This is a genomic window from Saccharopolyspora erythraea NRRL 2338 (assembly GCF_000062885.1).
GTDB classification, from domain to species: Bacteria; Actinomycetota; Actinomycetes; order Mycobacteriales; family Pseudonocardiaceae; genus Saccharopolyspora_D; species Saccharopolyspora_D erythraea.
The window spans coordinates 143,555-157,113 of the sequence record NC_009142.1 but is presented as its reverse complement, the minus strand read 5'-3'; the positions used below and the strand labels follow the sequence as shown (position 1 = coordinate 157,113).

Sequence of the window (13,559 nt, the reverse complement as noted above, 5' to 3'; positions counted from 1 at the left end):
TATTGGCCGCATGGCTATCACCGCGAAGAAGATTGAGCGCAGGGAATCGAAGTTCCACCAGTTGCTGCAGGAGCAGGTGCACAACGAGTTCACCGCCTCGCAGCAGTACATCGCGGTCGCGGTGTGGTTCGACAACGAGGACCTGCCCAGGCTGGCGTCGCACTTCTACAAGCAGGCGCTGGAAGAGCGCAACCACGCGATGATGATCGTCCAGTACCTCATGGACAACAACATCAAGCCGAACATCCCGGGCGTGCCCGACGTCCGCAACGACTTCTCCGAGACCCGCGAGCTCGTGGCGCTGGCCCTGGAGCAGGAGCGCGAGGTCACCCAGGAGATCGTGAACCTGGCCAAGACCGCCCGCGAGGAGGGCGACTACCTCGGCGAGCAGTTCATGCAGTGGTTCCTCAAGGAGCAGGTCGAAGAGGTCTCCCAGATGTCGACGCTGCTCAACGTGGTGGACCGCTCGAACGGCAACCTGTTCGACGTCGAGACCTTCCTGGCGCGCGAGACCGTGGGCGACGAGGGCGCCGACTCCGGTGCGCCGCCGGCCGCGGGCGGCACGCTCTGACCCCGCCAGGTCAGGCCCTGCCGCGCACCCGGTCCGGGACTGAGCCCGCGCTCAGCCTCCCGGACCGGACTCGTCCTGCGACGGGTTCTCCCCGGACTCCGACGACGGCCGCGACGTCGTCGGCGGGTTTTCCGGCTCCGAGGTCGACGGCGGCTCGGAGGTCGTGGGCGGCAAGGTGTCGCGCAGGATCGACGGCCGCTCGCTGGTCTGCGGGCTCGGCGTCACGTGCGAGCTCTCCGGCGGCGACCACGGGTGGTGCGGATCGACCTGCGGCGGCGGCGACGAGCCGCTCGACCCGCTCGGGCTGGTCGTGCTGGTGACCACCGGCGGCACCGCGGGCGGCACCGGCCGCTTCTCGTAGCTCATCGCCGCGACGCCACCGCCCACCAGCACCGTCGCGGCCAGCGCTCCGCCGACCGCGGCCACCGCGGTGTTGCGCTTCCTGCGGCGACGCGCACCGGCCACCAGCGACCACTCGGCCCCGGTCCGAACCGGGATGTCGAGCTTGTCGTCCCGCAGCACCCGCCGCAGTTCGTCCTCGAGGCCCATCACACGTCACCTCCCTCAACCAGCGGTCCGAGGCGCTTGCGCAGCGTGGCCATCGCCTTGCTGTTCTGGCTCTTGACCGTTCCGCAGCTCACCCCGAGCGTGTCGGCGATCTCGGCCTCGGAAAGCCCTTCGTAGAAACGCAGCACCACCACCGCGCGTTGCCTCGGCGGCAGCGTCTGCAACGCCTGCCACACCGGCTCGTCCTCCAGCCGGTCGTGCCTCGGCTGGGCGGGGACGTCCGGGAACTCCGCGATCAGCGTCTCGCGCCGGGTGCGGCGCCAGCGGCTGACGTGGGTGTTGGCCATCGCCTTGCGCACGTAGGCGCGCGGGTCGTCGCAGTTCTGGCTCACCTTCGCCCACCGCGCGCCGACCTTCTCCAGGACGGTCTGGACCAGGTCGGCCGCGTCGTGCGGGTTGCCGGTCAGCGCGTGGCCGTAACGCATCAGCCCAGGTAGAGCTACCCGGACGAACTCCGCGAAGTCGTCTTCCGTCGCCGCCATGTCCCCCTGATGCGCGCGCCCAGGCCAGCTGCGTGCCGCCTCCGCGGCGGATGCGGGTGCAGCAGGCAGGTGCGCGGTCACACTCCACTCCCTCCACGCCGGGACTCGCCGTGGAGGACACGTCCGTCCACCATGATCGGTTGCCGCGGCCCCCCTTCGTCACTCGATCGGAGCAATGTGGGGGTGATCGCCGCCGAACCGTGACTCAGCGGACGGTGATCTGCCTGCCGCGCAGACCGTCCCGGGACCGCCGCTCGGCGGCGTTGAGCGGCTCGGAGTCCAGCGACTCCAGGGCCTCGGCGAGCCGGGTGCCGAGCTCGGCCGCGGGCTGCTCCCACTCGCGGGCGTGCTTCTCGCGGTCGAGGTCCCAGACCGGCACCAGCAGGCCGTGCGCCCGGAACGACCCCGCGTACCGGCTGTCCTCGCCGAGCGCCAGCTCACCGCGCGCCGACAGCCGCGCGAGCGCGGCCAGCAGCTTCTCCTCCGGCTCCGGGCGCACCCACCGCAGGTGGGCCTTCTCGCCGGCGTCGACCCAGTAGGCCGACTCGACGCCCTCGGCGTTGAGCCGCTCGGTCGGCATGATCGCGGCGTTGGCCCGCTCCAGCGACAGCGCGACCTCGCCGGTCGGCTCGGTGTCGCCCGGGATCCACCACGAGAAGTCGTCGTGCAGCTCGACGTCGAGCTTCGCGTCGACGTCGACGAGGTCCTGCAACCGGTTCGGGACGGTGCCCGCCTCGGCGGTCTCCGGACCGACGACCGGCAGCGAGGTGCCCGCCTCGGCCGACTGCACCCACTCCAGGGCCCGCGCGAGGTCGCGGCTGATGTCACCGGAACGGGTCTGCACCTGGAGCCCGACGAACGCCTTCTCGTCGACACGCATCAGCGCGGCGGCCGCCATCGGCAGGACGGTGGCGAGGGTGACCTCGCGGCCCTCCCGCACCGGCAGCTTCGCCGTCGCCGACGGGACGAACTCGCGCAGCGCGACCAGCTCGCACTCGGCGGCCAGCCCCTCGAAGGGCCTGGTCACGATGACGTCGGCGGCGCCCCCGGCGCGGCCGTGGCAGGCCTTGTAGCGCTTGCCGGAGCCGCACGGGCAGGGTTGGCGCGGGCTGATGCCGCTTTCGGGCCTCGGTTCGGCGGTACGCTTGGCCACTTTGGACGTCTCCTCGCTCGCTGTGACTGTGGTTACGACGCTATCGAAGCGAGGTCAGCGCTGGTCAACCAGGTAGGAGCGGGTTGAGCCCGGCCGGTTGGTGGCGATGTAGCGGACCCCGGCGCGCCGGCACAGCTCGATGTCGGCGGGCTCGTCGACCGTCCAGCAGTAGGTGGGGTGGCCGCGTTCGGCGGCGCGGGCGACGTAGCCGGGGTCCTGCCGCAGCAGCCGGATGTCCGGACCCGCGCAGTCGGCCCACGACGGCAGTTCACCGGACCGGCGGCCGTTGGGCATCCGGTCGAACAGCAGCACCGTCGGCAACCGCGGCGCCGTCTGGCGGACGCGGCGCACGGCATTGGACGAGAACGACATCATGACCACCTGCGAGGACTCCGCGTCCCGCGGTGCGGCCAGGCCGTGCCGGGCCAGCAGCGCGACGAGCTTGGCCTCCACCAGCCCGGCGTAGCGCACCGGATGCTTGGTCTCGACGAACAGCTTCACCGAGGTGCCCGCGACCAGCTCCAGCAGCATTTCCAGCGTCAGCACCCCGCGCTCGCCGGAGGGGTTGCGCCAGCCGCTGAAGTCCAGGCCCGACATCATCGGCACGGTCAGCTCGCTGACCACGCCGCGACCGTTGGACGTGCGGTCGATGCGCCGGTCGTGCACGCACACCAGGTGGCCGTCGCGGCTGACCCGCACGTCGCATTCGAGCGCGTCGGCGCCCTGTTCGAGGGCCAGTTCGTAGGCACCGAGGGTGTGCTCGGCGCGTTGCGCCGACGCCCCCCGGTGCGCAACGACTGCCGGGGTCGCCTGGCACACGCCGACATTATGCGCGCGAGATCTGTCCGGGGACCGCGCGGCGTGGCTAGTCTCGATCGATGTTCGACACCGCCGATCCGGCCTTCGTCGCCGACCCCTACCCGTGCTTCGCCGAGCTGCGCCGACGGGGCGAGGTGCACCGGCACCCGGGGCTCGGGATGGCGGTCGCCGTTTCCCACGCCGCCGCCTCCGAGGTGCTGCGGCACCGCGGGCTCGGCCGGATCTGGGTGGACGCGCAGCCCGCCGCGGACTTCCCCGCCTTCAACCTGCTGCACCGCACCTCGCTGCTGGAGACCGAGGGGGCTGAGCACACCCGGCTGCGCCGCAGCATCAGCGCGGCCTTCGCGCGCGGCCACGTCGAGCGGGTGCGGCCGTGGGTCGCCGGACTGGCCGACGCGCTGGTCGGCGGCCTCGTCGAGCGCGGCGGCGGAGACGTCGTCGAGGAGGTCGCCGCGCCGCTGCCGGTGCAGGTGATCGCGGAGCTGCTGGGGGTGCCCGAGTCCGACCGGAACCTGTTGCGGCCGTGGTCGAACGCGATCGTGAAGATGTACGAGCCGGGCCTGCCCGAACGCAGGCGCGCGGCGGCGGAGTCGGCCGCGGCGGAGTTCGCCGAGTACATGCGCGCGCTGGCCGACCGGCGGCGCTCGGCCCCGGCCGACGACATGGTCAGCGACCTGGTGGCCGCCGAGGAGCTAAGCGCGGACGAGGTCGTCGGCACCGCGGTGCTGCTGCTCATGGCCGGCCACGAGGCCAGCGTCAACCTGGTGGCCAACGGGGTGCTCGCGCTGCTGCGCCACCCCGGCCAGTGGCGGCGGCTCGTCGACGACCCCGGCCTGGTTCCGACCGCCGTCGAGGAGCTGATCCGCTACGACTCGCCGCTGCAGCTCTTCGAGCGCACCGCGGTCGAGGACGTCGTGGTCGCCGGGCACCGCGTGGCGGCGGGGTCGAAGATCGCCGCGCTGCTCGGCGCGGCGGCGCGCGACCCGGAGGTGTTCGAGTCGCCGGACGTGCTCGACGTCGGGCGGCAGCCGAACCCGCACCTCGGTTTCGGCGCCGGCATCCATTACTGCCTCGGCGCGCCGCTCGCGCGGGTGGAGGCCGCCGCCGCGCTGTCGGCACTGGTGCGGCTGGCGCCGCGACTGGAGCAGGCGGGCGAACCGGTGCGGCGCCCGGAGTTCGTCATCCGCGGTCTGCGGGAACTGCCCGTCTCGGTTTGACGGCTCAGCGCTGGGCGTCCGCGGGCCGGGGCGGCCGCGGGGGTGCCGGAGCGTCGCGGAGGCCGAGCACGCGCAGGTGCGGCAGTTCGGTCGGGTCCGCCGGGACGAGCAACGTCGTCAGGTACCGGACGACCCGGATGGTGACCACCGCGAGCACCACCACCGCGATGTTGGTCCACACGTGCAGCACGACGCCGTCGGCCAGCGCCTGTGTGCCGCTGCGGAATCCCCACAGGAAGGCGGTCCAGCCGAGCAGCAGGCTCGCCACCCAGGCCGCCCACCACACCAGGACCAGCCGCGACGGGCGCGGACGGGCACCCCGCTCGCGGGCGCCCTCCCCGACCAGGACGGCGTGCTCCAGTTCGCTCAGCGACGAGCCAGCCACGACCAGGTTCAGGCCGGGAACCAGCACGCCCAGCACGAACTGGGCGTCGGAACGCGCGCTGCGCACACCGATCCGCTCGGTCGCGGCCTCGCGCGCCCGCAGCGCCCACAGGACGACGACCACTCCGGCGAGCGCACCGAGGACCAGGGTCAGCACGCCGGTCGTGACGACCAGCGCATCGGAGACCGCCAGGGTCGTCGCGGGCAGCGCCTCACCGCGGCTGCGCAGCAGCAGGACGTAGCGCCAGAGCTCGGCGACGGCGGTCAGACCGCCCATGCCCGCGATGATCCACAGCGTCGAGGTGGCCGTCGCATACAGTGCGGCCACCCGCCGCACCGGGTCGACGGCGGGCCCGGTGGGCAGCGCCAGCGGCCACCGCCAGGCCAGCGCCGGGAACCCCCAGCGCGGCACCGCCGGGTAGGCGGGCGGACCGGCGTAGGGGCGCGCCTGGCGCCGGACGGCGCGCGGGCGCGCGCCACCCGGCGGGGTCGCCACCCACCGCACCCTCGACACCGGCGGCCGGGTCACAGCACGAACGGCTCGGAGTCGGGATCCTCACCGGTCAGCGGACGCCCGGAGGCCGCCCAGCCGTTCATGCCGCGCTCCACGTTGACCGCGTCCCAGCCGTTGGCGTTGAGGTATGCGGTGACCTTCGCGGAACGGCCGCCGGACCGGCAGACGACGTAGAGCTGGTCGGCCTCTGGCACGTCCCCCAACCGGGAGGGGATCTGGCTCATCGGGATGTGCACCGCGCCGGGGGCGTGGCCGGCGGCCCACTCGTTGTGCTCCCGGACGTCGAGCAGCGCGGTGCCTTCGCCTGGCAGGTTCTCGGGCAGGTCCTCCGGCTGCACGCCGGGGACCTGGCCGTCCATCGGTGTAGTCACACCCCGATGCTGCCACGCCCGCCGTGGTGCCCGCGTGAGGCTCCGGCGCCCGGCCGATCGTCGCTCACAGTGACCACGGATTGGTTGCTCACGCTTTCAGGTTCAATTCCGGTTTCGCGCCGAAGGTTGGTGAGCGAAACGTGCCACAGTTTTCCCGTCCGAATCAGTCCCCCGTCTCGCACAGAAAGAAAGGAATACGTGTTTCGTCACGCAATTCTCCGCTGGCAGCAAGGAAGCGGCTGGGGTCATCTGGCCCTCAGCACCGAAGCCGGAGCACCCCGATTCGCAGGCTTCGTACGCATGACGGACCCCCGCGTCCTGGAACTGCTGGCGGAGAACTCCCCGATCAAGGCCGACAGCGACATGCTCGAACTGCACTTCACCGTGCGCGACGACGCGCTGGTAGCGGCCTGAGACGTACGAGGGCCCGCCCGGCGTGCGCCGGACGGGCCCTCGTCTGCGGTCGCGGCGGATCAGTGCCCGCTGCCCGCCTTCTCCGCGCCGGCACCGGTCAGCGACCGGACCTCCATCTCGGCGTACTTCTCCTCGTTGAACGGCTCCTTGCTCAGCACCGTTCCGAGGTAGCCCAGCAGGAACGAGACCGGGATCGAGATCAGGCCCGGGTTCTTCAGCGGGAAGTACGCGATGTCCAGCGACGGGAACATCGCTTCGTCGTTGCCCGACACCGCGGGCGAGAAGACGATCAGCACGATCGTCACCGCCAGACCGCCGTAGATGCTCCACAGCGCGCCCGCGGTGTTGAAGCGCTTCCAGAACAGCGAGTAGAGCAGGGTCGGCAGGTTCGCCGACGCCGCCACCGCGAAAGCCAGCGCCACCAGGAAGGCGACGTTCTGGCCGTTGGCCGCGATGCCGCCCAGGATGGAGACCACGCCGATCACCACGGCGGTGATCCGCGCGACCTTGACCTCCTGCTGCTTGTCGTCGACCGCGCCCTTCTTCAGCACGTTGGCGTAGATGTCGTGGGCGAACGACGCCGAGGCCGTGATGGTCAGACCGGCGACCACGGCCAGGATCGTGGCGAAGGCGACCGCCGAGATGAAGCCCAGCAGCAGCGGGCCGCCGAGCTCAAGCGCCAGCAGCGGCGCCGCCGAGTTGACCCCGCCCGGGGCCTCCTTGATCGTGCTCGGCCCGACCAGCGCACCGGCGCCGTAGCCGAGCACCAGCGTGAACAGGTAGAACAGGCCGATCAGCCAGATCGCCCAGACCACCGAGCGGCGGGCCTCCTTGGCCGTCGGCACGGTGTAGAAGCGCATCAGCACGTGCGGCAGGCCCGCCGTGCCCAGCACCAGGGCGATGCCCAGCGAGACGAAGTCGAGCTGAGAGGTCGGGCTCTTGCCGTACTGCGCACCCGGGTTCAGCACCTTCTCGCCCGCCGCGTCGGCGGCGGCGCCGAGCAGGCCCGACAGGTTGAGGCCGTACATGCCCAGGACCCACAGGGTCATCACGAACGCGCCGGCGATGAGCAGCGCGGCCTTGATGATCTGCACCCACGTGGTGCCCTTCATGCCGCCGACCAGCACGTACAGGATCATCAGCGCGCCGACGACCGCGATGACCACGGCCTGGCCGACCTTGTCGGTGATGCCCAGCAGCAGCGCGATCAGGCCGCCCGCACCGGCCATCTGCGCCAGCAGGTAGAAGAAGGTCACCGACAGCGTCGAGAGCGACGCCGCGGTGCGCACCGGACGCTCGCGCATCCGGAAGCTGAGCACGTCGGCCATCGTGTAGCGGCCGGTGTTCCGCAGCAGCTCGGCGACCAGCAGCAGCGCGACCAGCCACGCCACCAGGAAGCCGATTGAGTACAGGAAGCCGTCGTAGCCGTAGACGGCGATGGCGCCCGCGATGCCGAGGAACGACGCGGCGGACAGGTAGTCACCGGCGATGGCGATGCCGTTCTGCGGACCGGTGAACGCACGCCCGGCGGCGTAGTAGTCCGACGCGGTCTTGGTGTTCTTGCTCGCGCGGAACACGATCACCATGGTGACCGCGACGAACACGGCGAAGATGCCGATGTTGAGCCAGCGGTTGTTCGCGGTCTCGCTCTGCGCGAGCACCTGCGCGCTCAGTGCCGGGGAGGAGGTCAGGGCGATCACGGCTTGCCTCCTTCGGCACTGCTGGCGGACTTGCTGTCGGCGTCGCTGTCGCTGTCGGAGTCGCTGTCGGAGTCGGTCTCGGACTTGCTCTCGACGTCGCTGTCGGAGTCGCTCTCGCTGTCGGAGTCGCTGTCGGACTTGCTCTCGACGTCGCTGTCGGAGTCGCTCTCGCTGTCGGAGTCGCCCTCGGAGTCGCTCTCGACGTCGCTGTCGACGTCGGCGTCGCCCTCGGAGTCGCTGTCGCTGTCGGAGTTGCTGTCGCTGTCGCTGTCGGAGTTGCTGTCGCTGTCGCTGTCGGAGTTGCTGTCGGAGTTGCTGTCGACGCTGCTCTCGACGCTGTTGCGGATCTCCTCCGACACCGGGTCGAGGTGGCGGTTGGCGTAGCGGACGTACAGGGTGGTGATGACGAACGTCGACACGAACTGGAGCAGGCCCAGCACCAGCCCGACGTTGACGTTGCCGATCAGCTTGATGCTCATGAAGCCGTGCGCGTAGTCGGCGAGCAACACGTAGACCAAGTACCAAGCCAGGAACAGCGCCGATACCGGGAAGACGAAGTTGCGCAGCCGGCGCCGTAAGGCTTTGAACTCGGGGCTGCTTTGCGCGGAGGCCCAGGTTTCGGCGTCGATACCGGACCCGGACCCGGACGGGTGGTCCGTGGTGCTCACGGCGCTCCCTTCAACATTGAACCGGCTCCGTCCGCGGGGTTGCACAGAGCCGGAAAATCGTTCAACGCGGGAACGCTACGTAGATCAGTCGGCTATGTGAAGACCCGTTCAGGGGTACAGCCTCTAACGATCGTGTGAAGATCGACTTCCCCGCCGACACGCACCGAAAGTGGCCCGAATGCGGTAAACCGTGGGAATCCCGGCGTTAACCGGTGGTTCGCATCACGAACTGCAAACGAATCGGAGTCCGTTTTCACCCGTTCAGCCCTAAGAGGACTTCCCGGTCGTGATCACTCGCGCAGGTGCCTGCCCGTCTTCGGCTCCTGCGGCACGCCCCGCACCGACGTCCGGTCGTCGATGAACCCGAGCCGGTCCGGGGCGTGCATCCGCAGCATCACCCGCGACACGCCCGCGGGCACCCGCCGCCGCGTCGCGCGGCTGACTCCCCAGGTCACCAGGAAGGCGACCGGCACCGTGACCACGGCGGGCTGCCAGCTCAGCGCCGACACCCAGCTCCCGTCGTCGCCGGTCAGCATGCTCACCACGACCGCCACCAGCACCAGCCCGCCACCGGTCACCAGACCCGCAGCCGCACCCGCCGCGGTCAGGCCGCGCCACCAGATGCCCAGCACCAGCATCGGGCAGAAGGTCGAGGCGGCCATCGCGAACGCCAGTCCCACGCTCTGGGTGATGTCCTGGTCGGACATGCGCAACGCCAGCAGCGTCGGCAGCACGCAGGACACGACCATCACCAGGCGCACGTCGACCGCCCTGCCGCGCAACACGTCGGCCGACAGCACCCCGGCAACGCTCACCAGCAGGCCCGACGAGGTGGACAGGAACGCCGCGAACGCACCCGCCGCGGTGACCGCCCCGAGCAATCCGCCCAGCCAGTTGCCCAGCATCAGGTGCGGGAGCAGCAGCACCGCCGCATCGGTCTCCCCGGTGACCAGCAACATCGGGACGTAGAACCGCGACAGCAGCCCGAACACCGTCGGGAACAGGTAGAAGGCGCCCAGCAGCGCGAGCACGTACAACGTGGTCCGCCGCGCGCCCTGCCCGTTGGGGTTGGAGTAGAAGCGGGCGAGCACGTGCGGCAGGCCCATGGTGCCCAGGAAGGTCGCCATGATCACCGAGTAGGTCTCCACCAGGCCGCGGATGCCGCCGTCCTGGGGCCGCAGCCACGACGCGTTGTCGGGCTCGGCGTCGTCGACGACCGGAACCGGCGAACCCGCCGGGAAGCGCAGCACCACGCCGGTGGAGACCGGGTGCTCGCCGGGTCGCATGTAGACGGTTCCGTGCTCCGCACCGACGACCTGCACCCACACCGGTTCGTCGACGCGCAGCCGCACGTCGGTCTCGAAGTGGACCGCGGTGTCGCGCTCGAAGACCGGCGGCGCGGGCGAGTCCAGCGCGCGCTGGTGCTGGGCGTCGCCGGTCATGAACACGAAGAACAGCACGAACGCGGGCAGCGTGATCGCGAAGAGCTTCACCCAGTACTGGAAGGCCTGCACCAGCGTCACCGCGCGCATGCCGCCGCTGAGTGCGCTGACCAGCACGAGCCCGGTGACCGCGAGGACTCCCACCCAGTACGGGTGCCCGGTGACCGACGACAGCGTCAGCCCGGCCGCCTGCATCTGCGGGACCAGGTAGAGCCAGCCGATCAGCACCACCAGCGCCGTCGACAACCACCGCAGCGGCAGCGAGTCCAGCCGCTCCTCGGCGAAGTCGGGCAGCGTGTAGGCGCCGGAGCGGCGCAGCGGAGCCGCCACGAACAGCATCAGCGCCAGGTATCCCGCGGCGAAGCCGATCGGGTACCACAGCGCGTCGACCCCCTCCTTGAGCACCAGCCCCGCGATGCCGAGGAAGGACGCGGCCGACAGGTACTCGCCGGAGATCGCGGCGGCGTTGCGCTCCTCGCGCACCGACTGCCGGGCCGCGAGGAAGTCGGAGGTGGCGCGGGCGTTGCGGGCGCCCCAGAACCCGATGCCGAAGGTGGCGGCGGCGATGACGCCGATGCCGGACAGCGCCCAGATGCTCGAACTCATCGCGCCGCAGCCGCCTCCTGCCGCGCGCCGGGCGGGCCGCCGGCGGCCAACTTCGAGATCTCCAACGGTGCCGCCCGGCTACTGCTCGACCATGTGGATGAAGTCGCGCTCGTGCCGCTCGGCCACGCGCACGCACAGGTACCCGACCAGCACCAGGAACGGGTACGGCAGCACCCCGAGGACCAGCCACGACACGTGCATGCCGAACCAGACGGTGTCACCCAGCGAGGGCAGCGCGTAGAACAGCGCGGGCAGGCTGAGCAGCACCAGCAGCGCGAACCCGGCGAGCAGCAGAGCGCTGCGCATCTGCACTTTCATCAGGTGCCGGACCAGGAACTCGCCGACGCTGGTCTGCTCCTCCAGCTCCATCATCGTGCGCGCGACCTGGCGCGTCCGCCGCTTGCTGTCGGCCAGCACCACGCGGCGCCTGCGCGGCGGACGGGTCGACTCGCCGCGCGCCCGGATCTCGAAACCGTGGTCGCGGCTCATGACATCCCCGGCTGCTGCCCCCAGCCGCTGCGCGGCGCGCGGACCAGGCGGTCCTTGAGCTCGCGGGTGTGCCGCCTGCTGACCGGGAGCTCCTTGGCGGGCCCGCCGCCGAGGACCACCGAGTACCCCGACGACGACATCCGCAGCTCGTTGACCAGCCCGAGCGACACCAGGTACGAGCGGTGGATTCGCAGGAACCCGGCGTCGGCCCAGCGTTCCTCGAGCTGGGCTAAGGGGATGCGCACCAGGTGCGAGCCGTCGGTGGTGTGCAGGCGGGCGTAGTCGCCCTGCGCCTCCACCCAGCGGACGGTCTTGCGCGGCACCAGCTTCGTGGTGCCCGCGAGCTCGACGGGGATCACCTCGTCGTCGTCCGGGGCGGACCCCTCGACCGGACGGCTGGGCGCGGTGTTCTGCGACTTGCGGCGCTCGATGGTGCGCAGCGCGCGGTCGACCCGCTCGGCGTTGGCGGGCTTCATGATGTAGTCCAGCGCGCCGACCTCGAAGGCCTCCAGCGCGTTCTCCTCGTGCCCGGTGATGAACACCAGCGCGGGCGGGTTGCGGAACGCCTGCAGCACCCTGGCCAGTTCCATGCCGCTGAGCCCGGGCATCGACACGTCGGCGAACACCGCGTCCACGATGGACTCGTCCTGGTCGCGTCTGCCGCGCAGCTCCGGGTCGTCGCTGCGCAGCAGGCGCAGCGCTTCCGCGGCGTCGAAGGCGGTAAGCACCCTGCCGACGCGCGGATTGTTGCCGAGCAGGTACTTCATCTCGTCCAGGCCGGCCATCTCGTCATCGACGGCCAGCACGACAAGACCGGAGGAGCTCTGTCGAATACTCACTGTAACGCCATATCCTGCCGCGCCGGGGGCGCACTGTCCACGGTCGAATGTCGGCGTCGAGCTTCAGCACTCCCGCGTCGGCGTCCGCCCCGGCGCCCGACACGCGAAGAAGCGCACCCCGTCATCTTCGCGCCGGGCGGACCGGCAGCGGCCCCGGCGAAATCCACGGCAAGTGAGATGAATCACGACTGGTGCTATAACGTACGCGTGTGCGGAGCGTGCAGGTCCTGGGGGCCTCACTCCCGCTTCCGGTACCAGCCGCGGGAAACCTCTACAGGCCGAACCGCGACCACATCGCGCGGTGTTCCAGCGCCTCCACCACGGCACCGACTCCGCCGAGGCGGGCCGACGCCGGGGAACCGACGCCCAGCTTCGCCAGCAGCGGCTTGCGCGGCTCCACGGTGACCAGGTGCGCGTCGGGGAACTTCCGGCGCACGATCCCGCGCAGCGAGCCGACACCGTCGACCAGTCCGAGCTCCAGCGCCTTCGCGCCGCTGTAGACCTCGCCGGAGAACAGCTCCTCGTCGGTGCCCTTCAACCGCTCGCCGCGGCGGTCGCGAACCCACTGCTGGAACTGGTCGTGCAGCTCGGCCTGCAGCCCGTGCAGCCACCGCACGTCGTCTTCCTTCTCCGGGCTGAACGGGTCGAGCCGCACCTTGTGGTCGCCCGCGGTGTACACGCGGCGCTCGACGCCGAAGCGATCGAGCAGGCCGTTGAAGCCGAAGGTCGCGCTCACCACGCCGACCGAGCCGACCATCGAGGTCTGGTGCGCGTGGATCTCGTCGGCCGCGCAGGCCAGCCAGTAACCGCCGGAGGCCGCGACGTCCTCGCAGAAGGCCAGCACCGGCACCTTCTTCTCGTCGGCCAGCTCGCGGATGCGGTCGGCGACCAGCGCCGACTGCGTCGGCGCACCGCCGGGCGAGTTGATCGAGAGGACCACCGCCGACAGCCGGTCGTGGCCGAAGGCGCGCGTCAGGGCGGACTCGGTGGTCTGGGCCGAGATCGTGCTGCGGCTGACCGGCGACGGCGTCGGCGTGATCACGCCGTGCAGCTTGACCACCGCCACCACCGGACCGCGCTCGGCCTTCTCGCCGAGCTTGCCGGGCAGCTTCGCGGACAACTTCTCACTCAGCAGGTCGGTGAACTTCTGCGGCGCCTTGTCGTTCATGCTTCGACGTTACCGGCTCCGCGGCGACCTGGCCGCTACCTGGGCAGGACGGCCCGCGGCACCGCGGGCTCTGCCCGTCGGTGACGGCTCGGCGGCCGGCGTCGGGGCTGCGGCACCACCGGCTCGGCGGTCGGTGCAGCTCAGCGGTCCGTACG

Annotated in this window: 13 protein-coding genes and 1 pseudogene; 2 read left to right on the top strand and 12 right to left on the bottom strand. The window is 71.0% G+C overall.

Annotation, left to right across the window (positions count from 1 at the left end):
* Positions 1-10 precede the first annotated feature (10 nt).
* Positions 11-571, top strand: coding sequence for a ferritin (locus tag SACE_RS00620; protein ID WP_009949282.1), 561 nt, complete (start codon positions 11-13; stop codon positions 569-571).
* 51 nt (positions 572-622) lie between these two features.
* Here SACE_RS00620 and SACE_RS35715 read toward each other — a convergent pair whose 3' ends face one another.
* From SACE_RS35715 to SACE_RS00600, 4 genes are all read right to left on the bottom strand, one after another.
* The gene (locus tag SACE_RS35715; RefSeq protein WP_011872952.1) at positions 623-1,120 is read right to left on the bottom strand and encodes a hypothetical protein; all 498 of its coding nucleotides are present in this window, start codon (positions 1,118-1,120) and stop codon (positions 623-625) included.
* Complete coding sequence (locus SACE_RS00610) at positions 1,120-1,701, bottom strand: SigE family RNA polymerase sigma factor (protein ID WP_011872951.1); 582 nt, start codon at positions 1,699-1,701, stop codon at positions 1,120-1,122. Before SACE_RS00610 ends, SACE_RS35715 begins: the two co-directional genes overlap by 1 nt.
* A gap of 124 nt (positions 1,702-1,825) precedes the next feature.
* The gene (locus SACE_RS00605) at positions 1,826-2,773 is read right to left on the bottom strand and encodes a DUF5926 family protein (protein WP_009949285.1); all 948 of its coding nucleotides are present in this window, start codon (positions 2,771-2,773) and stop codon (positions 1,826-1,828) included.
* A 54-nt stretch (positions 2,774-2,827) separates the two neighbouring features.
* Complete coding sequence (locus SACE_RS00600) at positions 2,828-3,592, bottom strand: glycerophosphodiester phosphodiesterase (protein WP_009949286.1); 765 nt, start codon at positions 3,590-3,592, stop codon at positions 2,828-2,830.
* 59 nt (positions 3,593-3,651) lie between these two features.
* Here SACE_RS00600 and SACE_RS00595 point away from each other — a divergent pair, with 59 nt between their 5' ends.
* The gene (locus tag SACE_RS00595; RefSeq protein ID WP_009949287.1) at positions 3,652-4,809 is read left to right on the top strand and encodes a cytochrome P450; all 1,158 of its coding nucleotides are present in this window, start codon (positions 3,652-3,654) and stop codon (positions 4,807-4,809) included.
* A 4-nt stretch (positions 4,810-4,813) separates the two neighbouring features.
* Here the strand turns inward: SACE_RS00595 and SACE_RS00590 are convergent, their stop codons facing one another.
* The 8 genes and pseudogenes from SACE_RS00590 to SACE_RS00555 form a co-directional block, all read right to left on the bottom strand.
* Positions 4,814-5,689 carry a DUF4328 domain-containing protein gene (locus SACE_RS00590; protein WP_009949288.1) on the bottom strand — a complete coding sequence of 292 codons (876 nt, stop codon included), beginning with the start codon at positions 5,687-5,689 and terminating at the stop codon, positions 4,814-4,816.
* Between the two features lie 29 nt (positions 5,690-5,718).
* The gene (locus SACE_RS00585; RefSeq protein WP_009949289.1) at positions 5,719-6,066 is read right to left on the bottom strand and encodes a rhodanese-like domain-containing protein; all 348 of its coding nucleotides are present in this window, start codon (positions 6,064-6,066) and stop codon (positions 5,719-5,721) included.
* Positions 6,067-6,551: 485 nt separating this feature from the next.
* A complete protein-coding gene (locus SACE_RS00580; protein WP_009949292.1) occupies positions 6,552-8,192 on the bottom strand; it encodes a solute symporter family protein in 1,641 nt (546 codons plus the stop codon).
* 329 nt (positions 8,193-8,521) lie between these two features.
* Positions 8,522-8,860: pseudogene (locus tag SACE_RS38945) on the bottom strand (DUF485 domain-containing protein); the annotation flags it as partial.
* 290 nt (positions 8,861-9,150) lie between these two features.
* On the bottom strand, positions 9,151-10,908 hold the full coding sequence (locus SACE_RS00570; protein ID WP_009949295.1) for a sodium/solute symporter: 1,758 nt from the start codon (positions 10,906-10,908) through the stop codon (positions 9,151-9,153).
* Between the two features lie 78 nt (positions 10,909-10,986).
* Entirely contained in the window at positions 10,987-11,397 is a 411-nt protein-coding gene (locus tag SACE_RS00565; RefSeq protein ID WP_009949297.1) for a hypothetical protein, read from the bottom strand.
* Positions 11,394-12,182 carry a LytR/AlgR family response regulator transcription factor gene (locus tag SACE_RS00560; RefSeq protein WP_031334463.1) on the bottom strand — a complete coding sequence of 263 codons (789 nt, stop codon included), beginning with the start codon at positions 12,180-12,182 and terminating at the stop codon, positions 11,394-11,396. Before SACE_RS00560 ends, SACE_RS00565 begins: the two co-directional genes overlap by 4 nt.
* A gap of 325 nt (positions 12,183-12,507) precedes the next feature.
* Positions 12,508-13,404 (bottom strand): S49 family peptidase, encoded by an 897-nt coding sequence (locus SACE_RS00555; RefSeq protein ID WP_009949299.1) that lies wholly within the window; start codon positions 13,402-13,404, stop codon positions 12,508-12,510.
* Positions 13,405-13,559: the final 155 nt, after the last annotated feature.

What these genes read in the sequence shown, in the direction of transcription:
- SACE_RS00595 (WP_009949287.1), top strand. Translation starts at nt 3,652, where the DNA reads ATGTTCGACACCGCCGATCCGGCCTTCGTCGCCGACCCCTACCCGTGC.
- SACE_RS00620 (WP_009949282.1), top strand. Translation starts at nt 11, where the DNA reads ATGGCTATCACCGCGAAGAAGATTGAGCGCAGGGAATCGAAGTTCCAC.
- SACE_RS00565 (WP_009949297.1), bottom strand. Translation starts at nt 11,397, where the DNA reads ATGAGCCGCGACCACGGTTTCGAGATCCGGGCGCGCGGCGAGTCGACC.
- SACE_RS00570 (WP_009949295.1), bottom strand. Translation starts at nt 10,908, where the DNA reads ATGAGTTCGAGCATCTGGGCGCTGTCCGGCATCGGCGTCATCGCCGCC.
- SACE_RS00585 (WP_009949289.1), bottom strand. Translation starts at nt 6,066, where the DNA reads ATGGACGGCCAGGTCCCCGGCGTGCAGCCGGAGGACCTGCCCGAGAAC.
- SACE_RS35715 (WP_011872952.1), bottom strand. Translation starts at nt 1,120, where the DNA reads ATGGGCCTCGAGGACGAACTGCGGCGGGTGCTGCGGGACGACAAGCTC.
- SACE_RS00560 (WP_031334463.1), bottom strand. Translation starts at nt 12,182, where the DNA reads ATGGCCGGCCTGGACGAGATGAAGTACCTGCTCGGCAACAATCCGCGC.
- SACE_RS00555 (WP_009949299.1), bottom strand. Translation starts at nt 13,404, where the DNA reads ATGAACGACAAGGCGCCGCAGAAGTTCACCGACCTGCTGAGTGAGAAG.